The sequence below is a fragment of the Prauserella marina genome (assembly GCF_002240355.1).
Lineage (GTDB): Bacteria > Actinomycetota > Actinomycetes > Mycobacteriales > Pseudonocardiaceae > Prauserella_A > Prauserella_A marina.
Genome location: NZ_CP016353.1, coordinates 2045502 through 2070965 on the forward strand (window position 1 = coordinate 2045502; position 25464 = coordinate 2070965).

21 protein-coding genes are annotated in these 25464 nt (G+C 67.4%); 11 read left to right on the forward strand and 10 right to left on the reverse strand.

The genetic code is table 11. The features are described from left to right. Positions 1-68 precede the first annotated feature (68 nt). The 4 genes from BAY61_RS09455 (at position 69) to BAY61_RS09470 (ending at position 4098) form a co-directional block, all read left to right on the forward strand. A complete protein-coding gene (locus BAY61_RS09455; RefSeq protein WP_091795188.1) occupies positions 69-815 on the forward strand; it encodes an SDR family oxidoreductase in 747 nt (248 codons plus the stop codon). Further along, positions 815-1477, forward strand: coding sequence for a histidine phosphatase family protein (locus tag BAY61_RS09460; RefSeq protein ID WP_091795191.1), 663 nt, complete (start codon positions 815-817; stop codon positions 1475-1477). Before BAY61_RS09455 ends, BAY61_RS09460 begins: the two co-directional genes overlap by 1 nt. Positions 1478-1487: 10 nt before the next feature. Further along, the gene (locus tag BAY61_RS09465) at positions 1488-2423 is read left to right on the forward strand and encodes an SMP-30/gluconolactonase/LRE family protein (protein ID WP_091795194.1); all 936 of its coding nucleotides are present in this window, start codon (positions 1488-1490) and stop codon (positions 2421-2423) included. 154 nt (positions 2424-2577) lie between these two features. Then, a complete protein-coding gene (locus BAY61_RS09470; RefSeq protein ID WP_091795197.1) occupies positions 2578-4098 on the forward strand; it encodes a DHA2 family efflux MFS transporter permease subunit in 1521 nt (506 codons plus the stop codon). Between the two features lie 311 nt (positions 4099-4409). On the opposite strand, the gene BAY61_RS09475 is transcribed toward BAY61_RS09470, so the two are convergent. Both BAY61_RS09475 and BAY61_RS09480 read right to left on the reverse strand, forming a co-directional pair. Then, a complete protein-coding gene (locus BAY61_RS09475) occupies positions 4410-5033 on the reverse strand; it encodes a TetR/AcrR family transcriptional regulator (protein WP_091795200.1) in 624 nt (207 codons plus the stop codon). 13 nt (positions 5034-5046) lie between these two features. After that, positions 5047-6756 carry a GMC oxidoreductase gene (locus tag BAY61_RS09480; RefSeq protein ID WP_091795203.1) on the reverse strand — a complete coding sequence of 570 codons (1710 nt, stop codon included), beginning with the start codon at positions 6754-6756 and terminating at the stop codon, positions 5047-5049. A gap of 125 nt (positions 6757-6881) precedes the next feature. Here BAY61_RS09480 and BAY61_RS09485 point away from each other — a divergent pair, with 125 nt between their 5' ends. The 4 genes from BAY61_RS09485 to BAY61_RS09500 all read left to right on the forward strand — a co-directional run bounded on the left by BAY61_RS09485 (position 6882) and on the right by BAY61_RS09500 (position 11866). Further along, positions 6882-7646, forward strand: coding sequence for an ABC transporter ATP-binding protein (locus BAY61_RS09485; protein ID WP_091795206.1), 765 nt, complete (start codon positions 6882-6884; stop codon positions 7644-7646). 3 nt (positions 7647-7649) lie between these two features. Continuing rightward, positions 7650-9536 carry an FtsX-like permease family protein gene (locus BAY61_RS09490; RefSeq protein WP_091795209.1) on the forward strand — a complete coding sequence of 629 codons (1887 nt, stop codon included), beginning with the start codon at positions 7650-7652 and terminating at the stop codon, positions 9534-9536. Positions 9537-9586: 50 nt separating this feature from the next. Further along, the gene (locus tag BAY61_RS09495) at positions 9587-10390 is read left to right on the forward strand and encodes a siderophore-interacting protein (protein WP_091795212.1); all 804 of its coding nucleotides are present in this window, start codon (positions 9587-9589) and stop codon (positions 10388-10390) included. 243 nt (positions 10391-10633) lie between these two features. Continuing rightward, on the forward strand, positions 10634-11866 hold the full coding sequence (locus BAY61_RS09500) for a serine hydrolase domain-containing protein (protein ID WP_091795216.1): 1233 nt from the start codon (positions 10634-10636) through the stop codon (positions 11864-11866). A 4-nt stretch (positions 11867-11870) separates the two neighbouring features. Here the strand turns inward: BAY61_RS09500 and BAY61_RS09505 are convergent, their stop codons facing one another. The 8 genes from BAY61_RS09505 to BAY61_RS09540 form a co-directional block, all read right to left on the reverse strand. Beyond that, complete coding sequence (locus BAY61_RS09505; RefSeq protein ID WP_091795219.1) at positions 11871-12869, reverse strand: TIGR03842 family LLM class F420-dependent oxidoreductase; 999 nt, start codon at positions 12867-12869, stop codon at positions 11871-11873. Between the two features lie 10 nt (positions 12870-12879). Then, positions 12880-14271 carry a dihydropyrimidinase gene (hydA, locus tag BAY61_RS09510; RefSeq protein WP_091798536.1) on the reverse strand — a complete coding sequence of 464 codons (1392 nt, stop codon included), beginning with the start codon at positions 14269-14271 and terminating at the stop codon, positions 12880-12882. Positions 14272-14281: 10 nt separating this feature from the next. After that, positions 14282-15124 carry a nitrilase-related carbon-nitrogen hydrolase gene (locus BAY61_RS09515; RefSeq protein WP_091795224.1) on the reverse strand — a complete coding sequence of 281 codons (843 nt, stop codon included), beginning with the start codon at positions 15122-15124 and terminating at the stop codon, positions 14282-14284. Then, a complete protein-coding gene (locus BAY61_RS09520; protein WP_091795227.1) occupies positions 15075-16667 on the reverse strand; it encodes an NCS1 family nucleobase:cation symporter-1 in 1593 nt (530 codons plus the stop codon). Before BAY61_RS09520 ends, BAY61_RS09515 begins: the two co-directional genes overlap by 50 nt. Positions 16668-16850: 183 nt before the next feature. Further along, positions 16851-17225, reverse strand: coding sequence for an SSI family serine proteinase inhibitor (locus tag BAY61_RS09525; protein ID WP_338061444.1), 375 nt, complete (start codon positions 17223-17225; stop codon positions 16851-16853). Between the two features lie 35 nt (positions 17226-17260). Next, positions 17261-18907 carry a PucR family transcriptional regulator gene (locus BAY61_RS09530; protein ID WP_091795233.1) on the reverse strand — a complete coding sequence of 549 codons (1647 nt, stop codon included), beginning with the start codon at positions 18905-18907 and terminating at the stop codon, positions 17261-17263. 345 nt (positions 18908-19252) lie between these two features. Next, the gene (locus BAY61_RS09535) at positions 19253-20164 is read right to left on the reverse strand and encodes a nucleotidyl transferase AbiEii/AbiGii toxin family protein (RefSeq protein WP_342749611.1); all 912 of its coding nucleotides are present in this window, start codon (positions 20162-20164) and stop codon (positions 19253-19255) included. An 8-nt stretch (positions 20165-20172) separates the two neighbouring features. Then, positions 20173-20988 carry a type IV toxin-antitoxin system AbiEi family antitoxin domain-containing protein gene (locus tag BAY61_RS09540; protein WP_091810893.1) on the reverse strand — a complete coding sequence of 272 codons (816 nt, stop codon included), beginning with the start codon at positions 20986-20988 and terminating at the stop codon, positions 20173-20175. Between the two features lie 481 nt (positions 20989-21469). On the opposite strand from BAY61_RS09540, the gene BAY61_RS09545 reads away from it, so the two are divergent. The 3 genes from BAY61_RS09545 (at position 21470) to hrcA (ending at position 25441) form a co-directional block, all read left to right on the forward strand. Next, a complete protein-coding gene (locus BAY61_RS09545; protein ID WP_091795235.1) occupies positions 21470-22768 on the forward strand; it encodes an aspartate aminotransferase family protein in 1299 nt (432 codons plus the stop codon). Positions 22769-22851: 83 nt separating this feature from the next. Then, complete coding sequence (locus BAY61_RS09550; RefSeq protein ID WP_091795238.1) at positions 22852-24342, forward strand: CoA-acylating methylmalonate-semialdehyde dehydrogenase; 1491 nt, start codon at positions 22852-22854, stop codon at positions 24340-24342. 73 nt (positions 24343-24415) lie between these two features. Continuing rightward, positions 24416-25441 (forward strand): heat-inducible transcriptional repressor HrcA, encoded by a 1026-nt coding sequence (gene hrcA / locus BAY61_RS09555; RefSeq protein ID WP_091798539.1) that lies wholly within the window; start codon positions 24416-24418, stop codon positions 25439-25441. The last annotated feature ends 23 nt before the right edge of the window (positions 25442-25464 follow it).

A 25464-nucleotide genomic window follows, 5' to 3' on the forward strand; every position in this document is an offset into this window, starting at 1 on the left:
CTGGAGGACGGTGACCCGGCGCGATGGCGCCGGGTCACCTTTTTGTTACCAGGCGGTAGGGTCGGCGTATGCGCAAGACCATCGTGATCACCGGAGCCAGCGCTGGACTGGGTGAGGGCATGGCGCGGCGCTTCGCCGCGGCCGGAAGAGACCTCGCGTTGTGCGCGCGGCGTGCCGACAAGCTCGACGAGCTCGCGGCGGAGTTGCGGCGGCGGCACCCCGGCATCCAGATCGTCACCCGCGAGCTCGACGTCAACGACCACGACCGCGTCTTCACGGTGTTCTCCGAGTTCCGCGACGAGCTCGGCAGTCTCGACAGGGTGATCGTCAACGCGGGACTCGGCAAAGGGCAGCCTGTCGGCACCGGCCGGTTCGCGGCGAACCGGCAGACCGTGGAGACGAACATGGTCGCCGGACTCGCCCAGTGCGAGGCCGCCGTCGGGATCTTTCGGGAACAGGCAGCCGGGCACCTCGTGGTGGTCTCGTCTTTCAGCGCGCTGCGCGGGCTGCCGCGCAATGTCACCGCCTACGCCGCGTCGAAGGCGGGGATCGCCGCGCTCGCGGACGGCATTCGCGCCGAACTCGCGGCCAGTCCCATCGCGGTGACCGTGCTGCTTCCCGGCTACATCGAATCCGAGATGACGGGCAGTGTCGGAAAGACGCCGCTGATGACCTCCGCCGCGAAGGGTTCCGCCGCGCTCGTGCGCGCCATCGAGAAGGAACCCGCGAGAGCGTACGTGCCCACGTGGCCGTGGGCGCCGCTGAGCCTGCTGATGCGAACACTGCCCGCTTCGCTGTTGCGAAGGTTCGTCTGATGGGCGCGATCTACCTCGTCCGGCACGGGCAGGCTTCCTTCGGCGCCGCCGACTACGACGTGCTTTCCGCGACCGGCGAGCGGCAGGCCGGTGTCGTCGGCGAGGAACTGGGGCGGCGTGGCGTGACCCTCGCGCACGCGCTGAGCGGGACGTTGTCGAGGCAGGTCGCCACGGCGGTGACGGCTCTTGCCGGGTTCGCCCCGCATGCCGTGCTCCGGCGGGACGAGCGGTGGAACGAGTACGACTTCACCGACGTCGCCGCGGCGCACGGTGACGGCGCCGCTCAGAACGCGCGGGACCCCCGTGCCTATCAGGCTTCGCTCGACGCGGCGCTGGCCGCATGGGTGCGCGCGGGCGAGCACGGGGGAGCGAAGGAGACCTGGCCCGGTTTCGTCACGAGAGTCACCTCGGCCCTCGACGAGCTGGTCGCCGATCTCGGCAAAGGGGAGCAGGCGGTCGTTTTCACCTCCGGCGGGGTGATCGCCACGGTGTGCGGGCTGCTCACCGGAGGCGCTGAGCACGGTCTGCTCAGGCTGAACAGGGTCGCCGTCAACACGGGTATCACCAAGATCGTCACGGGCAGGTCGGGTACGACGCTGCTGTCGTTCAACGAGCACGGTCATATCGACGCGGCTGCGAGCGGGTTGCTCAGCTATCGCTGAGGGGGAGCTCATGGATTTCGGCACGGTGGATCTGTTTATCGTCAACGGAAACGGGCCGGAAGACGTGCTCGTGGACGGCGAAGGCACTGTCTACACGGGACTGGAGGACGGGCGGGTCGTCAGGCTCGACGACCTCGGCGCTCGCGGTGCCAGGATCGAGGTGATCGCCGAGACCGGTGGCCGCCCGCTCGGCATCGAATTCTTCGGCGAGGAGTTGCTGGTCTGCGATGGTGAGCGTGGCCTGCTCGTCGTGTCACCGGCAGAGGGGACGGTCAGCACGCTTGCCGACAGCATCGCGGGCGTCCCGATGCTGGTGTGCAACAACGCGGCCGTCGCGGCCGACGGCACCGTGTACTTCAGCGATTCCTCGGCCAGGTTCCCGCTCTCGAAATGGCGTGACGACCTGGTCGAGCAGACCGCGACCGGAAGGCTACTGCGCAGGAATCCGGACGGGACGGTGGATCAGCTCGTCGGCGGGTTGCAGTTCGCGAACGGCGTCGCGCTGGCGCGGGACGAATCGTTCGTCGTCGTCGCCGAAACCGGGGCGTGCAGGCTGCGCAGGGTCTGGCTGACCGGAGAGCGGGCGGGAACCACCGATGTCTTTCTCGACGGCCTGCGCGGTCATCCCGACAACCTTTCGACGGGAAGCGACGGGCTGATCTGGGTCGCGGAGGCCAGTCCACGGGTCGGCGCGCTCGAACTGATGCGGAAGCTTCCTTCCCCGCTGCGAACCGGAATTCGAGCGCTTCCCGGGTGGATCCAGCCCAAACCGGGCCCGTCGTGCGGGGTGCTCGGCGTGTCAGCCGACAGCGAAATCGTGCACGACCTGAGCGGCGTGATCACCGGCTTCCGGATGCCGACCGGAATCAGGGAATCCGCTGGACGCCTGTACCTCGGCAGTCTTGCCGGGCAGGCCATCGCGCGGACTTCCGTGCCCTCGCAGTGATGCCGGACACGTTCGTTCTTGTTGTCGTCGCATTTCCGGCGCGAGTAGCCTCTTCAGCAAAGATCCGGGGGCAGCGTGGGGGAAATTCGTTCTCGCTTTCACCGAATCCGGGGTGCATTCTTCACGGGAAACGGTTTTGATGACTACTTCGGAAATGGACGCCGGTAGCGGAGCGAGACCGGCTGACGACAAACTCGATCGCACCGTCCTGAGGATCGCGGGCGTCGTCGTGCTCGGCGCCATCATGGCCGTGCTCGACACGACCGTTGTCAACGTCGCGCTGCAACAGTTGACCATCGAGTTCGAGACCTCGTTCGCGACGATCCAATGGGTCGCCACGGGGTACATGCTGGCGCTGGCGTCGGTGATCCCGCTGACGGGCTGGGCTGCCAACCGGTTCGGCAGCAAACGGCTGTACATGGCCGCCATCGTGTTGTTCCTGATCGGTTCGATGGTGGCGGGCATGGCCTGGAACGTCGAATCGCTCATCGCGTTCCGGGTCATCCAAGGGCTCGGCGGCGGCATGTTGATGCCAGCGAGCATGACCATTCTGACCAAGGCGGCCGGGCCGCAGCGGGTCGGCAGGGTCATGGCGGTGCTCGGGGTGCCGATGCTGCTGGGTCCCATCGCGGGCCCGATTCTCGGTGGCTGGCTCGTCGATTCCGTGAGCTGGCGGTGGATCTTCTACATCAATGTCCCCATTGGACTGATCGCGTTGTGGACGGCGTGGCGAGTGCTGCCGTCCGAGGAACGGCAGCCGACCGGCCGGTTCGACTTCGCGGGCCTGCTCATGCTGTCGCCTGGACTCGCGTTGCTCATTTACGGTGTTTCGGACATTCCGGCGGCAGGTGGAATTTCCTCGACCAGTGTCTGGCTGCCGATGCTGGCCGGGATCGTCCTGATCGCCGGGTTTGTCGTCAGGGCACTGAACGCGGAGAATCCGCTGATCGATCTGCGATTGTTCAGAAACAGGACGTTCTCGGTCGCCGCCGTCACCATGACCTTGTTCGCGGTGGCTTTCTTCGGCGCGATGCTGTTGCTGCCGACTTATTTCCTGCTGGTGCGCGGAGAAACGGCGTTGCAGGCCGGTTTGTTGCTCGCGCCGCAAGGGCTCGGAGCCATGGTCGTCATGCCGATCGCGGGAAGGCTCGCCGACCGGATCGGAGCCGGCAAGGTCGTGTTGCCCGGACTCGTGCTCATCGTCGGCGGGCTCGCGGTGTTCTCACAGGTCGGAGCCGACACTCCGTACTGGGCGTTGCTGAGTTCGTTGTTCGTGCTCGGTATGGGTATGGGCTCGTCGATGATGCCGATCATGTCGGCGGCGCTGTCGACACTGACCAAGGACAACGTGGCTGAGGCTTCCAGTTCGCTGAACATCATCCAGCAGACGGCGGGCGCCATCGGCGCCGCGGTGATGTCGGTGATCCTGGCCGGGCTGCTGGCGACCAAGTTCGGTGTCCCGACGGCGCAGGGGCAGCTCGCGGCGACGGCGGCGGTGCGGGATCCGCGCACGCACGACGTCGCGGTGACGCTCGCGGCGGATTCGTTCGCCTCGACGTTCGTGTGGTCGCTGATTCTGGTCGCGTTGTGCTTCATCCCGGCGTTGTTCCTGCCGCGTAAGCGGCCCGCGATGCCGGAAGATGAGCAGACCGCGCCGCCGATGCTCGCCCACTGACGTCAGCGCTGGGGCCGCCGGGGCGCGGCTGGTGTCGGCTGGCCCCGGTGCGCGAGTCCCGCATTCGGGTCGCCGAGTTCCGCACTCAGGCCGGCGAGTTCCGCGTTCGGGCCCGCGAGATCTGCGGAGGCGCCCGGTGGCCGCCCAGCCACCGCCCCCACGGGGGTAACCCGCTGCCTGCCGGTCAGGGCGCCAAAGCCACCCAGGCCACCACGCCACTCGCGCCAAAGCCGCCCAGGCCACCCACGCCAGGCCCCACTCCACCAGGCCCCCGCCAGCCATCAGGCCCTCACGGCCCACCCGAACCCGGATTACCGCGTCGCGTCCACCTCCGGTAACACGTCGGTCACCAGGGTGCGCAGCAGTCTGCTCAACAGGACATGCACCTGGCGTCGGTCGAGAGTGCCGTGGATGAGCCACTCCCTGCCCGCTGACTTCACCATGCCCCCGTACGAGCGCACCAGTGCGTTCAACTGCTCCCACCGGGGGTCGTCACCGGCGAAGCCCATCGCCTCCAGCACCCGGTCGGCCGCCGCCCTGTCCGCACCGTCGAGGATGTGCTCCACCTCGGCATCCCTGCCGATGCCCTCCGGCGTGATCGCCGCGAGCCACGTCTTCTCCTGCTTGCTCACCATGTCGAGAAACCACTCGACGGCCGCGTTGGTCCGCTCCTCCAGCGTTCCGTTCGGAAGCTGGGTCACCGCCTCGTGCGGAACGTTCAGCGCCCTTTTCACCACCGCGAGATAGAGTTCCCGCTTCGTCCCGAAATAGTGGTTTATCAGCCCTCTCGCGACGCCGGCCCGAGCTGCTATGTCCGATGTGGATACTTCAGCGTAAGGGCGTTCGCCGAAGAGCAGGGCGGCACAGGTGAAGATCTGTTCCTTGCGCTCGTCCGGCTCCAGTCTTCGCCACTTCGGCGCTGATTCCGTGGTCATGATTCGCAGTTTCTCACGTCGCCTTCTTCCCGGCCGGAAACAGGGGTAAACGCAGTGCGCCCGGCGCCCAATTCGGCACCACGGGGTGGCGAGGTGCCACCGGTTTCACCGGCCGGTACGGCTTGCCGAGCGACGGCCGCTCATCGTTCTCACCTTTGTTCGGCCACATCGCCATCGCGCGCTCCGCCTGCGCTGTGATGGTGAGCGAAGGGTTGACCCCGAGATTCGCGGTGATGGTGGAGCCGTCGACGATGTGTAGCCCCGGATAGCCGAAAATCCGCTGATAGGCGTCGACGACTCCGGTGTCCGGCGAGTCGCCGATCGTGCAGCCGCCGATGAAATGACCGGTCAATGGAAGGTTGGCGAGGTCGTTCCAGCCCGCACCGGCGATCCCGCCGATCTTGCCGGCCACCCTTCTCGCGACGTCGTGACCCGAGGGGATCCACGTGGGATTGGGTTCGCCGATCCCTTGCCTGCTGGTGAGCCGCGTGCCGAAAATCCCGCGTTTCGGATAGGTGGTGATCGAATTGTCGAGGCTTTGCATGACCAGCAACGCGATGGTCTGTTCCGACCAGCGCCGAGGATTGTGCAGTGCCGGCAACACTTTCCGGTGCCGCCACATTTCCTTGAGACCACTGCGCCAGCGCGGGGTTCCCGGTTCGGGGTCCACGAGCACCGTGCCGAGCAGGCCGAGCAGATTGCTGCCGCGACCGTAGCGGCACGGCTCGACATGGGTGACGTCGTCGGGGTGGATGGACGAGGTGATGGCGACGCCTCTGTTGAATGCCGCCGCCTTGTCCCTGCTCCGCGCCGCGAGTACCGCTTCCGAATTGGTCCTCGCCAGCACGCCGACGCGGCCGGAAAGCCGGGGGAGTACGCCACGCTCGCGCATCCGGTGCAGTAGTTTCTGGGTGCCGAGCGCGGCGGCGGAGAAGATCACCTGCTCGGCGGTGAGCACGCGCCGCCGCCTGCTGAGTCCGGTGTGGACGGTGCTGACCGCGTAGCCGCCCGACTGCAACGGCCTCACCTCGGTCACCGTGGTCAGCGGATGGACCCTCGCTCCGGCTTTCTCCGCGAGATACAGGTAATTCTTCACGGTGGTGTTCTTCGCGCCGTGCCGGCAACCGGTCACGCATTCCCCGCACTGCGTGCAACTGCGCCGCGCCGGGCCCGCACCCCCGAAGTAGGGGTCGGGGACCTCGCTTCCCGGCGGCGTACCGTCCTCGCCGAAGAAGACGCCGACGTCGGTCGGCCGGTAGGTGTGCCCGGCGCCGATGTCGTCGGCGACGGCCTTCATGACCTCATCGGCCGCGGTCGTCGTGGGGTTGGCCGTCACGCCGAGCATGTCGCGGGCCTGGCGGTAGTAGGGCGCGAGTTCGGCCTTCCAGTCGGCGATGTGTGCCCACTGGGGATCGGCGAAGAATTTCTCGCCCGGCTCGTACAGCGTGTTGGCGTAGCCGAGTGAACCGCCGCCGACCCCGGTGCCGGTGAGGATCAGCGCGTCGGCGAGCGGTGTGATGCGCAGGATTCCGGTGCAGCCGAGCCTCGGCGCGAACAGGTAGTCGCGTACGTGCCACGACGAGCGGGCGAACTCGTGATCGGCGAACCGCCGTCCCATTTCGAGAACCCCGACCCGGTAGCCTTTCTCGGTCAGGCGCAGCGCGGAGACACTGCCGCCGAACCCGGAGCCGACGACGATGACGTCGTAGTCGAACTGCGTCATCCGCATACCGTGGCCCGTTGTTGGCGTAGTGTCAAGAGGGCTGGCGGGGGTAGGGCGAACCCTACCCCTGTTCCGGGTGCGCACACCGGTGACCCACAGGGCTCTTCCACGCTGAAATTGTCCCCATGAGCGCAGCAGTGGGAACTGAACAGGTCGCGCCCGCCGGCAGTGCGGCAATCGAATTGCGAGGTGCCACCAGGCACTACGGGCCCAAACGTGAGCGCGTTCGCGCGCTCGACAACGTGAGTGTCGTATGTGGACGTGGTTCGTGGACGGCCGTCATGGGCCCTTCCGGCTCCGGCAAGTCCACCCTCCTGCACTGCGCGGCTGGACTGGAACAGCTCAGCTCGGGACAGGTGCACCTCGCGGGCAAGGACATCACCGGAGCGAGCGACAGGGAACTGACCGAACTGCGCAGGCGCGACATCGGCTTCGTCTTCCAGAACTTCAACCTCGTCGCCTCGCTCACCGCGGAACAGAACGTGGCGTTGCCGCTCAAGCTTGCCGGTGTCCGCGTGCCGACGGCTCAGGTGCGCGAGGTGCTCGCCAGCGTCGGTCTCGCCGACCGGGGCAAACACCGGCCGAGGGAACTGTCGGGCGGTCAGCAGCAGCGGGTGGCGATCGCCCGCGCGATGGTGATGCGGCCGAAGGTGCTCTTCGCAGACGAACCCACCGGCGCGCTCGACTCCAACTCGGCTCGCCAGGTGCTGCGCCTGCTGCGGGACATGGTCGACGGCGCGGGCCAGACCATCGTCATGGTCACCCACGATCCGGCCGCAGCGGCCAGCGCCGACTCCGTGCTTTTCCTTTCCGACGGCCGCATCGTCGACCACGCGGTCGCGCCGACGGCACGCGAGGTCGCCGACCGCCTCGCGTCGCTGGAGGGCTGAACCGTGCTCAGGCTGTCGTTCAGCACTTTCGCCCAGCGCTGGCCATTGTTCGTCGGCGCGATCCTCACCGTCTGCCTCGGCGTGGGACTGGTGCAGTCCTCACTGCTGATTCTCATCAGCGCCGCGACGGGCGGTTACGTCGAGGCCATCACGCTGCTCGCGATCACACTGGCCGTGTCGGTCTTCCTTGCCGTCTTCATCGTCAGCAGCACGTTCGCCTTCACCGTCGCGCAGCGCAGGAAAGACCTGGCGCTGCTGCGGCTCATCGGCGGCTCCCGCAAACAGCTGCGCAGGCTGTTGCTGTCGGAGGCGTTGCTGCTGGGGCTGATCGGAACGGCGATCGGAGTTCCGGTCGGCGTCGCGCTCATGGACGTGCAGACGTGGCTGCTCGGCACGCTCGGCTTCGTGCCAGGCGGCTTCGATCCGGCTTGGCTGGACTGGATTCTCGGGGTCTCGGCCGGTATCGGCGTCGGAGTCGCGGTGACCGGGGTGTTCGCCGCCTCGAAGCGCGCCGCGGCCGTGCGCCCGCTCGAAGCCTTGCGGGACACCGGATCCGCGGCGAGGGTGATGACGGGCGCGCGGTGGTTCTTCGGGCTGCTCTTTCTCGCCGGAACGGTCGCGCTCGTCATCGTCGCCTCGTTCGCGGGGCCGGTCGCCGCGATCCCGCTCGCCGTCAACTCGGCGCTCACCGCGGCGGTCGCGTTGAGCGCGCTGAGCCCGCTCGTCGTTCCCTTGCTGGGCAAGGTGCTGGGGCTGGTGCTGCGCGGGAGCCCGCTCGGCAGGCTCGCGCAGGCCAACCTCGGCGACGGCGTGCGGCGCAGCGCGTCGACGGCCGCTCCGCTGCTCGTGCTCGTCGCGTTGCTGCTCGGCCAGTCGGGGGTGATGGCTTCGGTCGGCGAGGCGACGGAGCTGGAGCAGCGCAGGAACCTCGTCGGCGACCTCGTGGTGACCGCGCAGGGAAAACCCGGCCCCGAGCTGGCGGAGATACCGGGGGTCGCTTCGGTCTCGACCCGGCTCGACGTGCCCGTCACGGTCACCAGCCGCACCGTCTACGGCGACGAGGTGGAGACCGAAACCGAGGACATCGACGCGTACGCGGTCGACCCGGCGGCCTATGCGCTTTCCAATCCGGCCGTGGCCGCCAACGGTGCGCTCGGTAAGTTGACCGAGGACACCGTCGTTGTGGGCGACGACAGCGCCTTCTCCGAAGGAGACACGGTCACCGTCTCCATCGACGGTTCGGGCGGTGAGCGGCAGATGCTGGTCGCCGGAGTACTGCCGTCCTCGCTCGAATCGCTGTACTTCGTGCTCGCAGCCGACGCGGTTCCCGGTGAGGTGGCCGCCACGCTGCCGTCGCACTCGATCGTGAGGCTGGCCGAGGGAGTCTCGCCCGCCGCCGTCATGTCGGCGATCGAGCAGCGCGGCGTCGGCCAGGTCAGCACGCTCGGCGACTGGATCGGCGCTCAGGCGGTGAAGCAGCAGGACGTGAGCACCGGAATCATGACCGTGATACTCGGACTTTCCGGGCTCTACGCGCTCATCGCCGTTGTCAACGCGGTGGTCATCGCGGCGGCGGAACGCAAGCGGGAGTTCGCCATCGCGAGGCTGAGCGGGCTCAGCAGAGCGCAGGTGGTGCGGACGGCTCTGGTGGAATCGCTTGCCGTCACGGTGATCGGTCTCGTGCTCGGCGGTGTCGCCGCCGCCGGTACCTGGGCCGGTATCGGCATGGCGACGGAACGCATCCTCGGGGAGGCCGTGATCGTCGTGCCGTGGGCGCTGCTCGGGATCGTCGTCGCCGGTGCGTTCCTGGTCGTGACGGTGACGAGCGTGCTGACGTCGCTGTCGGCGACGAGGCCACGGCCCATCTCGCTCGCGGGCGCCGGAGAGTAGAGTTAGGGTAGCCTTAGTTCTCGGTACCCCAGTGTGGTGAGGAGCAGTACATGACGGAGCGAAGGGAACGCGGCACGAGGCCGGTCATCCGGTTGACCGTGGTGCGCACCGAACGCCTCACACCCCACATGATCCGGGTCGTCGCCGGGGGCGAAGGGCTGAGTTCCTTCACCCCCAACGAGTTCACCGACAGCTACGTCAAGGTGCTGTTCCGGGTGCCGGGTGTCAGCTATCCGGAACCGCTCGACATGCAGACCATCAGGGCCGAGCTTCCGGCGGACCAGTGGCCGAGGATGCGCACCTACACGGTGCGTTACCACGACGCGGCCGCGGGTGAGCTGGCGATCGACTTCGTTTACCACGGCGACCAGGGGCTCGCCGGTCCGTGGGCGGCGCGGCTCGAACCGGGCGACGAGGTGCTGCTACTCGGTCCCGGAGGGGCATACGCGCCGAGGCGGGACGCCGACTGGCATCTCGTCGTCGGCGACGAGAGCGCGCTGCCAGCCATCGCCGCCGCCATGGAGGCCATGCCGGACGGTGCGCCGGTGCTCGGTGTGCTGCTGGTCGAGGACGCCTCGGAAGAACAGCCGCTCGCCACGAAGGGCGACGCGCACATCCGGTGGCTGCACCGCGCCGAGGGCGGCGATCTCGGCGCCGCCGTGCGGGAGCTGAACTTTCCCGAGGGAACCGCGCACGCGTTCGTCCACGGCGAGGCCGGGGCCGTGAAGGAACTGCGCAGGCACCTGCTCGGCGAGCGGGGCCTGACCAAGGACCAGCTCTCGATCTCCGGTTACTGGCGCCAAGGCCGCGACGACGAAGCATGGCGCGAAGAAAAGTCGACCTTCATGGCCTGATCGCACTGCCTTTGACAGTGGTGTTGTGCGTGGCGGCGCGGGTGGCGGAACCTGAGACGGTTTCTCGCTGCGGGATCGTCTCCTCATGTATGTCCATACACCACGTCGTCGCTGTCCTCGCGAAGAAACCGCCTCAGAACCCGCTTCGGTGCCGGTTGACGGCACACTCCAAGCGGCTCCGCCGCTGAACACACGTTGATCGCGCCTGGTGCCGGGTCCACGCTGCGCGGTACAACGAATCCCATGACGGATCTCAAAGTGGAGACGGACCCCGGCGAGCTCGGGTTCGACGCGCGCAGGCTCGCCCGCATCGACGACCGGTTCGGCCGCTACGTCGACGAGGGTTTGCTTCCGGGGTGGCTCACGGTGGTCACCAGGCACGGCAAGGTCGCCTACGTGTCCTCGGCCGGGTATCGCGACCTGGAGGCGGGGCTTCCCGTCGAGGTCGACACGCGCTGGCGGATATTCTCGATGACGAAGCCGGTCACCTCGGTCGCCGCGATGATGTTGTTCGAGGAAGGCGCCTTCGAACTGACCGATCCGATCCACCACTGGCTTCCCGAATTCGCCGAGCCGAGGGTCTACACCAAGGGCTCGGCGTTGCGGCCCGTCACCGAACCCGCGACGGAGCCGATCAGGGTGTGGCATCTGCTGACCCACACCGCGGGGCTGACCTACGGCTTCCACCACGCGCACCCCGTCGACGCGCTCTATCGCGCGGCGGGGTTCGAGTGGAGCACCCCGCCTGGCAAGGATCTCGCCGCCTGTTGTGAGGCGTGGGCCGGGTTGCCGCTGGTGTTCCAACCGGGTTCGGAATGGAACTACTCGGTCGCCACCGACGTGCTCGGCAGGCTGGTCGAGGTCGTGTCGGGCATGTCGCTCGACGAGTTCTTCGCACGGCGGATCTTCACACCGATCGGCATGAGCAGCACCGGTTTCCGGGTCGAGCAAGACGATCTCGGCTCGCTCGCCGCGCTGTACGTGCCGGAACCGGGAACGCGCCGTGCCGTGCGTAACGACGCCTTCGGCGATGCCATCACCCGGTGGCCGAGTTGCTTGCAGGGCGGCGCGGGGCTCGCCTCCACGGCGGGCGACTACCACCGGTTCACCCAGTTCCTCGCGCGCGGAGGCGAACTGGGCGGACAGCGGCTGCTGAGCCGGAGAACGGTGGAGTTCATGACCCGCAACCATCTGCCAGGTGGTGCCGATCTTGAGGCGTTCGGCCGTCCGCTGTTCGCCGAGATGCCGTTTCACGGCTTCGGTTTCGGGCTCGGTTTCTCGGTGCTCACCGATCCGGTCGCGGCCAAGACGTTGTCCAGCGCGGGGGAGTTCGCCTGGGGCGGAGCGGCCAGCACCGCGTTCTGGGTCGACCCGGCGACCGATGTCACGGTGTCGTTGTTCACCCAGCTGCTGCCATCCAGCACGCATCCACTGCGCCAGCAGCTCCGCCAGCTCGTCTACCAGGCGATGACGTGAGTCCTCACGCGCCGAGTTTGCCGACGACCTCCGTTCCGTAGGCGGCGAGCGTCTGCTCGCGCTGATCGTGCATGAGGTAGACGGCGAACTGGTCGACCCCGAGTTCCGCCAGCTCGGCGAGCCGGTCCACATGCGAGGAGGCGGGACCCAGCAGGCAGAACCTGTCGACGATGTCGTCGGGAACGAAATCGGTCGAAGGGTTGCCGGCCTTCCCGTGGTGGGCGTAGTCGTAGCCCGCTCTTCCCGCGATGTAGTCGGTCAGCTCGTGCGGTACCTCGCTCGACTGGCCGTAGCGGGCGACAAGGTCGGCGACGTGATTGCCGACCATGCCGCCGAACCAGCGCAGCTGCTCGCGCTGATGCGCGACGTCGTCACCGATGTAGGCGGGCGCCGCGACGCACACCGTGATGCCCTCCGGATCGCGGCCCGCCGCCGCTGCCGCCGCCCTCACCGAGCCGATGGTCCACTTGGCGATGGCCGGATCGGCGCACTGGAGGATGAAACCGTCGGCGTGTTCGCCGACGGTTCGTAGTGCCTTCGGGCCGTAGCCCGCCATCCACATCTCCAGCCTGCCCTCGTTGATCCAGGGAATCCGCACCGCGACGTCGTTGTGCTCGACCTCCCTGCCTTCCGCGAGTTCCTTGACCACGTACATGCACCGGCGCAAAGTGGCCAAAGTAGACGGTGGAAGTCCGACGACCCTGTGCGCCGAGTCGCCCCTGCCGATGCCGCACACGGTCCGGTTGCCGTACATGTCGTTGAGCGTCGCGAACGACGAGGCGAGCACCGACCAGTCCCTCGTGCCAGGACTGGTCACCATGGGGCCGACCGTGAGCGTCGACGTCGCGGCGAGAATTCGCGAGTAGATGACGAACGGTTCCTGCCAGAGCACCACGGAGTCGAACGTCCAGCCATAGCCGAAACCCTGATCCTCCGCCATCGTCATCAATCGCACGACGTCGCCCGCTGGTGGATCCGTTTGCAGCACCACACCGAAGTCCATGGCCAACCCCTCAGTTCAAATACTGACTCAGGTCGCGGGAAAGGAACGTGCCGTGCCCCGGCCTGCCGAGATAATCGCCGCGGTCGACGACGATCGTGCCGCGAGAAAGCACAGTGGACACCGCGCCCGTGATGGTCATCCCCTCGTACGCGGAATAGTCGACCGCCATGTGGTGGGTCCGCGCCGAGATGGTCTGCCGCGCCGAGGGATCGTAGATCACGATGTCGGCGTCGGAGCCGGGAGCGATGATCCCCTTGCGGGGAAAGAGTCCGAACATCCTCGCCGGGGTCGTCGCGCAGGTCTCCACCCAGCGGGCCAGCGAGATTTCTCCCGCGACGACGCCCTGATGCAGCAGGTCCATCCTGTGCTCGACGCCTGGCATTCCGTTGGGGATCTTCGAGAAGTCGCCCTTGCCGAGTTCCTTCTGATCCTTGAAACAGAAGGGGCAGTGGTCGGTCGACACCACGGAAAGATCGTTGGTGCGCAGTCCCCGCCACAGGTCGGTCTGGTGCGATTTCTCGCGCAGCGGAGGGGATGCCACGTACTTGGCGCCCTCGAATTCCGGTTTCGCGAGGTCCTCGATGGACAGATAGAGGTACTGCGGGCAGGTCTCGGCGAACACGTTCTGGCCGTTGTCGCGTGCCTCGGCCACCGCCGACAACGCTTGCGCGGCCGAAAGGTGCACGATGTAGAGCGGCGATCCGGTGACCTTGGCCAGCGTGATGGCCCGCGACGTGGCTTCGCCCTCCAGCTCCGGCGGCCTGGTGTAGCCGTGCTGTACGGGTTCGCCGTGCCCTTCGGCGAGCGCCTTGGCCACGAGCTGGTCGATCGCGATGCCGTTCTCGGCGTGCATCATGATCATGGAGCCGTTCTCGGTGGCCTTGCCCATGGCGCGCAAGATCTCGCCGTCGGTCGAGTAGAAAACGCCGGGGTAAGCCATGAACATCTTGAAGCTGCTCACCCCCGCGTCGACGCACGAGTCCATTTCCTTGAGCGTCTCGTCGTTGACATCCGAGACGATCATGTGGAACCCGTAGTCGACGGCACAGTTGCCGCCCGCCTTCTCGTGCCATTTATCCAAGGTGGACAGAAGGGAGGATCCTTTTGGCTGGACGGCGAAGTCGATGATGGTCGTGGTTCCGCCGAAGGCGGCGGCCCTGGTTCCCGTTTCGAACGTGTCGGCGGAGAAGGTGCCGCCGAAGGGCATCTCCATGTGCGTGTGCGCGTCGATTCCGCCTGGCAGCACGTACTTTCCGGTCGCGTCGAGCACGGTGTCGGCGGTGTCGGGCGCGAAGGTTCCCGGCGTGGCGACGGCGGCGACGGTTTCGCCCTCCACCAGTACGTCCGCGACAACGCCGCCGGAAGGTCCGAGGACAGTGCCCCCGGTGATCAGAGTCCGCATGGTCACCACCTCACGGCTTCACGAGCCAGTCGTAGGAATCCGGCCTGCGGTCGCGATAGAACGCCCACAATTGCCTGACCTCCGCGAGCTTGTCCATGTCGAGGTCACGGACCACGATCTCGTCCTCGGTGTCCGACGCCGCGTCGCCGACCAGTTCGCCTCGTGGGTCGGCGAAGTAGGTCTGACCGTAGAAGTCGTTGTCGCCCAAGGGTTCCACGCCGACCCTGTTGATCGCGCCGACGTAGTACTCGTTGGCCACGGCCGCGGCGGGCTGTTCCAGCCGCCACAGGTACTGCGAGAGTCCCCTGCTGGTGGCCGAAGGGTTGAACACGATGCGCGCACCCGCGAGCCCGAGTGCCCGCCAGCCTTCCGGGAAGTGCCGGTCGTAGCAGATGTAGACGCCGATCCTGCCGACCGCCGTGTCGAAAACCGGGTAGCCGGTGTTGCCCGGCCGGAAGTAGAACTTCTCCCAGAACCCCTTGACCTGCGGGATGTGGTTCTTGCGGTACTTGCCGAGATAGCTGCCGTCGGCGTCGACGACGGCAGCCGTGTTGTAGAGGACACCCGGCTGTTCCTGCTCGTACATGGGCAGCACGAGCACCACTCCGTGCCGCTCGGCGACCTCCTGCATTAGCTTCGTTGTCGGCCCGTCCGGAATGCCCTCGGTGTAGGAGTAGTACTCGGTGTCCTGTACCTGGCAGAAATAGGGCCCGTAGAACAACTCCTGGAGGCACACCACCTGTGCTCCCTGCGAGGCGGCCTTGCCGATCGCCTCGACCGCCGCCGCGATCATCGAATCCTTGTCACCCGTCCACCGCTGCTGTACCAGGCCTGCCCTGATCAGCTCGCTCATGTGTCTCCTCCTTCATCTCGTCCTGTGCGACAACCGGAGAACCGCGCGTCGGCAACGACAGCGCCAGGTATGCCAGGAACGCGGCAACGAGGCCGACCGCCCAGCTGTAGTCGTAGAACACCTTGATCACCGGGATCAGCCCGTCGGCTGGGAACGGCCCTTCGCCGGGGTGGGAATACGCGCCGCCGACGGCGAGCACGGCACCCACGACGGTCGCGACGAGCGCCCTCCAATTCCAGCCGCCGGTGAACCAGTACCTGCCGTGACCGTCGGCGAACAGGTCGGCCAGCACCAGCTTCGTTCTCGTCTGCACCCAGTAGCCCGCGGCGAGCACTCCGGCGATGGCGGCCAGCACGCCGCCGTAGAAGTTCAGCCACGCGAAGATGTAGATGTTGGGGTCGGAGATCAGCCGCCACGGCTGGATCGCGATGCCGATGACGCCGGTGATCAATCCGCCGAGCCGGAAACTGATTCGTTTCGGGAACGCGTTGGAGAAGTCGTAGGAAGGGCTGACGACGTTGGCGGCGAGGTTGGCCGAGATGGTGGCCACGGCGAGCCCGAGCAGCGCGACGACCACCACGACCGGCGAGTCGAAGCGCGCGGCGAGCAGCACCGGATCCCAGATGGCCTCGCCGTAGAGCACGATGCCGCCGGAGGTGATCATGATCGACACGATCGCCATGAACGACATCGTCGTCGGCAGCCCGAGCACCTGTCCCAGCGCCTGCTTGCGCTGGCTCATGCCGAACCGGGTGAAGTCGGGCATGTTGAGCGACAGCGTCGCCCAGAACGCGATCATGCCCATGAGGGAGGGCGCGAACACGGTCCAGAAGCCGGTGCCCCAGCCCAGCCTGGACTCCTGGTCGAAGATCGGCCCGAACCCGCCTGCCTTGACGAGGATCCAGACGAGCAGGATCAGGAAGCCGACCGTGACGATCGGTGCCGTCCAGTTCTCGAACTTGCGCACCGCGTCGATTCCCCGCGAGATGATCAGCATCTGCACGGCCCAGAACGCGAGGAACCCCAGCCACATCGTCCACGGTTGGCCGAACACGGAAGCAGCTCCCGTCCAGCCGTCGCCGACGAGCTTGCCGAGGATGACGAAAATGGCCTGCCCGCCGACCCAGGTCTGGATGCCGAACCAGCCGCAGGCCACGAAACCCCGCAGCAGCGCGGCGAGGTTGGCGCCCTTCACCCCGTAGAAGGCGCGCGCGAAAACGGGGAACGGAATTCCGTACTTGGTTCCCGCGTGACTGTTGAGCAGCATCGGGATGAGCACGATCAGGTTGCCGAGCGTGATCGTCATGAATGCCTGCACCCAGTTCATGCCGATGGCGATGAGTCCTGAGGCGAGCAGGTAGGACGGAATGTTGTGGGCCATTCCCATCCACAACGCGAAATAGTTGTAGGTGGTCCAGGTTCGTCGCTCGACGGGCACCGGGGACAGTTCAGCGTTGAAGAACCGGCTGCCGTGCAGTGACGACGCATCGCGAAGTTCCACCCGGCCGTCCGGGTGCTGAATCTGGGCGCTGGTCGGCTCCATTGCGGCATCCTGCTCGCCGGTCGTGCACGCGGGGCACTGGCAGAGTGTTCACTGTTGTCCTGGCAAAGGGACACTGTGACGATTGCGCCGAAGCCACGGCAGTGGTTGTAGCGCGAATGCAACAGTGGCGAAACGAAAAAGCTCCGCGAGGACATCCTCGCGGAGCTTTCCCGTGCGCGCTCGTCAGAACGCGAAGACACCTTCGGACTCGGCACCGGCGACACACGAGTTGGCGTACTCGGTGGTGTAGTCGACGGGCGAGCCCTGCCAGTGGCCGCGCGCGGTCGCCTCAAGCGGCGCGTAGATCATCGGGCAGGCCACCGACGTCTTGACGAGTGAGCCGAACTTGCCGTCGGCCTCGGACAGCGCGGCGCACGCCTCCTCGGCCTTCGGGTGCGTCCCCGAGGCGGGGTCGCAGTTGAGTTGCACGGTCCTCGCGGCACCGTCGGTGGTCTGGAGAGTCAGGGTCAGCGCGGAGTGGGAGGCCGGGGCGGGTCCCGTTGCGCACACCATCGTGATGGCGCAGGCGGCGACGGATCCGGCAGCGAACATAGGCATGCACCGGGTATCGGCATGGTTGCGGCCAACATGTGTTACTCGTTTGGGTGATCGCTGTCGCCCGATGGGGCGAGTAAGTCATGTACGAGAAGTGCGACGTGCAGCGACAGCATCGACTCGGGATCCTCCAGTCGCACGCCCAGCACCTGCTCGATCCTGGCCAGTTGCTGGTAGTAGGCGGTGCGCGAGGTGTGCGCCGCCGCTGCCGCCGCCGACTTGTTCCCTCCGTGTTCGCAGAAGTAACGCAGCGCCTGCATCAGCCTGCTTCCGGTCGCGGTGTCCTTCGCCTTGAGCGGGCCGAGTTCGCGGGAGGCGAACGCGGCGACCCTGTCGTCGGTGGCGAGCAGGTGCAGTAATCCGCGCAACCGGACGTCGCGAAGCCGGTGATAGCCGCACGCCGGTTCGCTGTCCAGCCGCATCGCCGCCGCCGCGACGTGGGTTGCCTCGGTCAGGCTCCGCGCGGCGTCGCAGGCCGAGGTGACGGGGGAGCCGACGGCGATCACCACCGGCACCGGTGTCCGTGACTGTTGCACCTCCTTCGCGAGCCTGAGCAAGACGGCGTCGATGCTGGCTTGCGGAGAAAGGGAAAGCAGCACGCACACGCTCGTGTCGTCGACGCCGGCGACGAGGGCGGTGACCCGTGCTCTCCGCGTCGCCAGCGCCGTGGTCTCCGCCAGTTCGCGCAGCAGTGGCTGAGTGGAGGCCGAGGAGGGAAGCCGGGGCAGCCCGGTGAGGCGGGGCCGGATGGCGGCGCCGACGAGCCTGCGCCCAGCGAGCGGAACGTGCAGCGCGGCCGCCCGCGCGGGCAGTTCGGCCGGGAGCGCGGGCGAGGCGAGAAGTTCGGCCAGTACCGCCCTGTGTGCCTGCCGCTCCAGCCCTTCGCCCTCTCTCGTCAGCAGGTGGTGCACGGCCAGCGTGGAGGCGGCCCGCTCAGCGACGACGAGGTAACGGTGTGGTGGTGTTTCCGCGCAGGTCAGCACGAGGCGGCCCCAGTCGTGGCCTCGCGCGCCGACGATGGTCACGAGCCAGCCCGCCTCGGGGGCGTAGCCGGTGCGTTCCTCGGCCCTGACCGACGGCGAGCGCTGCTGCCACCCCGCGAGGAGTTCGCCCGCGTCGGTTCCGGCAGCGTCGTAGGCGAGCACCTCGTGCGACAGGGTCTCCAGCACGACGGGCTGGCCGGTCAGCCTGGCCACTTCGCGAAGGATCACGGCCGGTTCGGCACCGGCGACGGTCAGCTCGGTGAAGGTCTCGTGTACCTGTTCGGCGGCGCGCAACTCGTCGACCTGGGCGTCGACGATGAGGCCGTTGACGGCCTCGGACACCGCCACGTAGCGCGTTTCCCTCGACAAGGTCACCAGCGGCATACCCGCATCCTGTGCGGCGCGCACCAGTGCCTTCGGCAGTTCGTCGTTCCAGTGCCGCACCAGTTCCACGACCAGCCCGGCGACCCCGACCCCGGCGAGTTCTTCGACGTACCTGGTCAGCGCGGTCTCGTCGTCGGGGAGCGCGACCCCCGTGGTGAGCACCAGCTCGCCGCCCTTGAGCAGATGCGCGATGTCGGCGACCTCGGCGACGTGCACCCATCGGACGCGATGGCCGAGCGCGTCCCAGCCCGCGACCACCCTCGGCCCGCCGCCGCGCACGACAGGGAGGGCGAGCACGTCGGCGACCGTCGGGTACATCCGCCACTCCCGTCGACGTCGGAGCACCTTGCCGAAAAGCAGACTGTACGGCGGGTGGCGCGATTTCGTACATGTTGCCGACAGCGGCCACGGTGCCGCGGCCCGCGAGTCCCCCCGCTCAGGTCGTCGAGTTGCCCGCTCGGATCCGCGAGTCCCCTGCTCGGGTCGGCGAGTTCCGCGTCCGGCGGTGCGGGGTTGCCGGTCGCCTGGGTCGTGGTCTTGGTGCCGGGTGCTGAGCACTTCGGCTACGGGAGCCCGGGCGCGGATGTCGGCGTCCCGGGCGCGGATCTCGATGTCCCGAGTGCGGTTCTCGGTGACCTGAGCGCGGATCTCGGCGGTCCGGCATCAGGACGCGGGCGCCCACTCGGCCTCGTGTGGCTTCCATCGCCCGGGCGCCGTCGGCCCCAGGAGGGGATCAATCAACCTGCGCAGCAGGGGTTCGCAATCGGCAAGAGTCCGGTAACGGTTCGACAGTGCCGACACGGTACGCACCTGAGCGCGGTAGCCTCGTTCCCAGCTTGCCCGGTCCGGAACCGTGAACAGCGACGGCAGCTCCACTTCGGTGCCGATGGCCTTGCGGCGGGAGACCTCGGAATGAAGGGCCTCGTGAGTCGAGGCCCCTTCTAGTTCGGCACGCAGCGCGACGAGGACGAGGTCGACGAGGTCCTTGTATCGCGTCGATACGCGACCCGCGTGCCTTTCGTACATCGCGACGATTTTGTCTGCCGTGTGATCTTCCAGCGGCCACACGCTTACCTGCGTGTGTTCGTCGCCGAGGTCGATTTCGAGTGGTGAGTGGAGCGGGCGGCGAAAAGGGTTCCCTCTGGGAACGAGGTTCGTGACGACATCGACACTGACATCACCGGCCGTTTTTGTTCCGAAATGGACAGTGAAACGTACCTTGCAGGCCACGCGTTCGTGCCATTCCTTTCTGGTGTCCTTGTACTCGAATCGAAAATGGTCGCCGAGGTCGATAGCGGCGGCCTCTCGTAGCGTTTCGACCGCGGAGCCGAGATCGGTGCCGGTGCGGAAGAGGTCGATATCCCGGGAGTGGCGGGCGTCCGGCCACCGCACGAGCAGAGCCTGACCACCTTTGAGTAGCCAGCCCGCGGGGTCGTGGGTGAAGACCCTCGCCATGAGTCTGCTCAGGTAGAAACGGTTGATCAGTTCGGTTTGCGGGACACCGGTGGCGCGAGATTTGGCGCGTGCGCGACTGGCGAGTGCGCTGTGCAGCGCGGCGGGAGTGGCGTAGGACATCGTGATTGTCACGAACCTTCCGGCCGCTGTGTCTCCAGGCGTGCATCCGGCACGCCGCGCGGTTCGGGATCCGAGGCAGGAGTTCTGGCGAGAGAGACGGCAGCGTTGTCGCTGTTGTGGCTGTCCGTTGTCCGTTGCACGGGAAAGCGCCACGCCAGTGCGGTGATCGAGGAACCGATCTGCCCGAGCAGATGTTCAATGAGCCGCTCACCGTCGGGTGAGCGGAGCCCGTACCGGGAGGCGTATTTGCCGATGCGTGGAGCCAGCGTGGTGAGGTCGAGGCGGTCGGTCTCGACGCCGTCGCGGATCACCTCCGCGAGGTGGCTTCCGTCGGTGTGGGTGTCGAGGAGATCGATAATCGTGCGGGCGAGACCGGTGACCGGCAGCCCGTCGACGAGGACGATGTCCTCCGAGGAGAGTGGACGGTTCCGTGGAAAGCGGAGCCGGACGGCCGGGTCGCGCGAGGTCCTTCTTCGGGGCACGGTCAGGTCCACGGAATCAGCGACGAGATCGCCGACTTCGTGAACCCGCGTCGCGGAGACGTGGGACACGACGCCGCCGTCAGGGTCGAGCCCCGTTCGCAGCCATGCGGGAGTTGAGGGATTCAGAGAGAGCCACACCGCGTGTGTCTCGTGCAGCGGTGATGGGGGAGCGGTTTCGGCGGCGTAGACGCCGCGGCGAACCGGTCGCAGGAGTGCGGCGTCGGTAAGCCGGAGCAGGGTCACCCTGTCGACCCCGGCGCCGTTCGCCTGTGCGGTCGTGACAAGCCCCCACTGTTGCGAGGTGAACTGGCTCAGCGTGGCCAGTGCTCTCACGGCTTCCATAGGTGAATTCTACCTCATGATGCAGCATTGGTTACGACTGATTGCAACTAACGCAGTAGTCCATCCGCGAGTCCCCCGCTCGGGTCGGCGAGTTGCGCGCTCAGGTCGTCGAGTTGCCCGCTCGGATCCGCGAGTCCCCTGCTCGGGTCGGCGAGTTCCGCGTCCGGCGGTGCGGGGTTGCCGGTCGCCTGGGTCGTGGTCTTGGTGCCGGGTGCTGAGCACTTCGGCTACGGGAGCCCGGGCGCGGATGTCGGCGTCCCGGGCGCGGATCTCGATGTCCCGAGTGCGGTTCTCGGTGACCTGAGCGCGGATGTCGGTGACCTGAGTGCGGATGTCGGTGACCTGAGCGCGGATGTCGGTGACCTGAGCGCGGATGTCGGCGTCCGGGCGGGGGACTCGCGAGCAGACTGTACGGCGGGTGGCGCGATTTCGTACATGTTGCCGGTGGCGGCTCCCCGGTGGCCCGGCGAAACTCGGAGCCATGACGGACGCGGACCTGTTGGCCCGGCACCGGGCCGTGCTGCCCGGCTGGCTGGCCCTGTACTACGCAGAACCGATCGAGATCGTCCACGCGAAGGGACGGCACGTCACCGATTCCGAAGGCAACACCTACCTCGACTTCTTCGCCGGCATCCTGACCAACGCCATCGGCTACGACATCGACGAGATCTCCGACGCCGTCCGCGCGCAACTCGACACCGGCGTCCTGCACACCTCGACCCTCTACCTCATCCGCAAACAGGTCGAGCTGGCCGAGCAGATCGCGGAACTGTCGGGTATCCCCGGCGCCAAGGTGTTCTTCACCAATTCGGGTACCGAGGCCAACGAGACCGCGCTGATGGTGGCCACCCAGTACCGTCGCAGCAACCAGATCCTCGCCCTGCGCAATTCCTACCACGGCAGGGCTTTCGGCACCGTCGGCGTAACCGGAAACCGTGGCTGGTCGGCGAGTTCGCTTTCCCCGGTGAAGGTGAGTTTCGTGCACGGCGGCTACCGCTACCGAGGCCCGTTCGCGAGCTACTCCGACGCCGACTACGTCGCCGCCTGCGTCGACGACCTCACCGACGTTCTCGCGACGGCGACCTCCGGTGACGTCGCCGCCATGATCGCGGAGCCGATCCAGGGCGTCGGCGGATTCGCGACCCCACCGGACGGTTTGTTCGGCGCGTTCAAGGAAGTGTTGGAGGCCAACGGAATTCTGCTCATCTCGGACGAGGTGCAGACCGGCTGGGGGCGGACCGGCGACCACTTCTGGGGCATCCAGGCGCACGGCGTGACACCGGACATCATGACCTTCGCGAAGGGCATCGGCAACGGCCTCGCGATCGGCGGCGTCATCGCGCGAGCCGACATCATGGACTGCCTCCCCGCGAATTCGATCTCCACGTTCGGCGGCAATCCGATCTCCACGGCGGGTGCGAAGGCCACATTGGACTATCTGCTCGACAACGACCTCCAGGGCAACGCGGCGAAGCTCGGCGAGCACCTGTCGTCCGGGTTGCGCGACATCGGCTCCGGGTACGGCATCGTGGGTGACGTGCGCGGCAAGGGGCTGATGATCGGCGTCGAGCTGGTCGAGAAGGGCGGCACCGCACCGAATCCGGCCGCCGCCACGGCGGTGCTCGAAGGGACGAAGGCCCGTGGCCTGCTGGTGGGCAAGGGGGGCCTGCACAACAACGTGCTCAGGCTGGCTCCGCCCATGACCCTGACCGACGGGGAAGCCGACGAGGCGCTCGGCATCCTGCACGAGGCGATCGCCTCGGCCGACGCCGCCGACTGACCGCGCGCCGACAACGACCACAACGCCAAGCGCCACAACGACAAGCGCCGGACAAGGCAGCCGCCGACGATGAGGGAGTTCGCGTGACGAACCGGATCAGCCACTGGATCGACGGCAAGCCGTGGGCCGGGGCACCAGAACGGACCGGGGAGGTGTTCGATCCCGCCACCGGCGAAGTCCGCGCACACGTGGACTTCGCCGGTGCCGGGCAGGTCGAGCAGGCGGTCGCCTCGGCGGAGGCCGCCTTCCCCGGCTGGCGGGACTCCTCGCTCGCCGCGCGGTCGCGGGTGCTGTTCGCGTTCAGGGAACTGCTGGTCCAGCGCAAGGACGAACTGGCGGCCATCGTCACGAGCGAGCACGGCAAGGTCCTCTCCGACGCGGGAGGAGAGGTGCAGCGCGCCATCGAGAACGTCGAGTACGCGTGCGGCGCGCCGCAACTGCTCAAGGGCGGTTTCAGCGAGAACGCCTCGCGCGGGGTCGACGTGTACTCCATCGCCCAGCCACTCGGCGTCGTCGGGGTCATCTCACCGTTCAATTTCCCAGCCATGGTGCCGTTGTGGTTCGTTCCCAACGCGATCGCCTGCGGCAACACGGTCGTGCTCAAGCCGAGCGAGAAGGACCCCTCGGCGGCGAATTTCATCGCGGAACTGTTCGCGGAGGCCGGTTTGCCTCCCGGCGTGCTCAACGTGCTGCACGGGGACAAGGAGGCGGTCGACGGACTGCTCGCGCATCCGGCGGTCAAGGCCGTGTCGTTCGTCGGCTCGACGCCCATCGCCCGCTACGTCTACGAGAACGGCACCTCGGCAGGCAAGCGGGTGCAGGCGCTCGGCGGGGCCAAGAACCACATGGTGGTGCTACCGGACGCCGATCTCGATCTCGCCGCCGACGCGGCCGTGTCGGCCGGATTCGGCTCCGCCGGTGAGCGCTGCATGGCGGTCTCGGTCGTCGTCGCCGTCGACCCGATCGGCGACGAGCTGGTGAGCAAGATCACCGACCGTATGCGGAAGCTGCGCGTTGGCGACGGCCGTGAGCCCGAATCGGAGATGGGGCCGCTTGTCACGGCGGCGCACAGGGAACGCGTGAGTTCCTATGTGAGTGCCGGGGTCGAGGAAGGAGCGCAACTGGTCGTCGACGGCAGGAAGCACGGGGTGGCTGGGGCGGGCTTCTGGCTGGCGCCGACCCTGTTCGACAAGGTCGAGCCACACATGTCGATCTACACCGACGAGATCTTCGGTCCCGTACTCGCCGTGGCGAGGGTGACCAGCTACGACGCCGCGCTCGATGTGATCAACGCCAACCCTTACGGCAACGGGACGGCGATCTTCACCAACGACGGCGGCGCCTCGCGGCGGTTCCAGAACGAGGTCGAGGTGGGCATGGTCGGCGTCAACGTGCCCATCCCCGTTCCCGTCGGTTACTACTCCTTCGGCGGCTGGAAGAACTCGTTGTTCGGCGACAGCCATGCCTACGGGCCGGAGGGATTCCACTTCTTCACCCGCACCAAGGTCGTCACCTCGCGCTGGCTCGATCCCTCCCACGGCGGCGTCAACCTCGGATTCCCTCGCAACGTCTGACCGGAGGGCACCCTGCGACCCGTAAACTCGTCGTCACGACGACGTTGATGACGAGGACGATGCGGAGGTGCCGGTGGCCAGCGGGGACGAACGCCGCTTCGACGTACTGCGCGCCATCGTGGCCGACTACGTCTCCAACCAGGAGCCGGTCGGCTCGAAGGCGCTGGTCGACAGGCACAACCTCGGGGTATCCAGCGCCACCGTGCGCAACGACATGGCCGCCCTTGAGGAGGACGGCTACATCACGCAGCCGCACACGAGCGCGGGACGGATCCCCACCGACAAGGGCTACCGGCTGTTCGTCGACCGGCTCTCCGAGATCAAGCCGCTTTCCTCAGCCGAGCGCAAGGCCATCAGGAACTTCCTGGAGGGCGCGCTCGATCTCGACGACGTGCTGCGCCGGTCGGTGCGGCTGCTCGCGCAGCTCACGAGGCAGGTCGCCGTCGTGCAGTATCCGACGCTGACCAGTTCGACCGTGCGCCACGTCGAGGTGGTGCCGCTGACCCCGGCGCGGCTGATGCTGGTGCTGATCACCGACACCGGACGAGTCGATCAGCGTACCGTCGATTTGGGGGATGTCGTCACCGAGGACGGCGTCGCCACGCTGAGGGACGTCCTCAACAACACGCTCGCCGGCCACCGGCTGATCGACGCGGCCGCGAAGGTCGCCGAACTGCCGGACCAGGGACCGACCGAGTTGCGGGACGCGCTCACCAGGGTCTGTACGGTGCTGGTCGAGTCGCTTGTCGAGCATCCGGAGGAGCGGCTCGTGCTCGGCGGCACGGCGAACCTCACCCGCAACGTCGCGGATTTCCCCGGTTCGCTGCGCCAGGTGCTCGAAGCGCTTGAGGAGCAGGTGGTCGTGCTGAAGCTGCTCGCGGCCGCGCGCAACCCCGGTGCCATCGCGGTGCGCATCGGCGGGGAGAATGAAGACGAACAGATGCGGAGCACATCGGTCGTGTCGATCGGGTACGGCTCCGACGATCTCCTGTTGGGGGGCATGGGCGTGGTCGGCCCGACCCGGATGGACTATCCGGGCACGATCGCGGCGGTGCGCGCGGTCGCCAACTACGTCGGTCAGATCCTGTCCGGCAAGTAACGGCCGCTCACAGGTCTACGAGG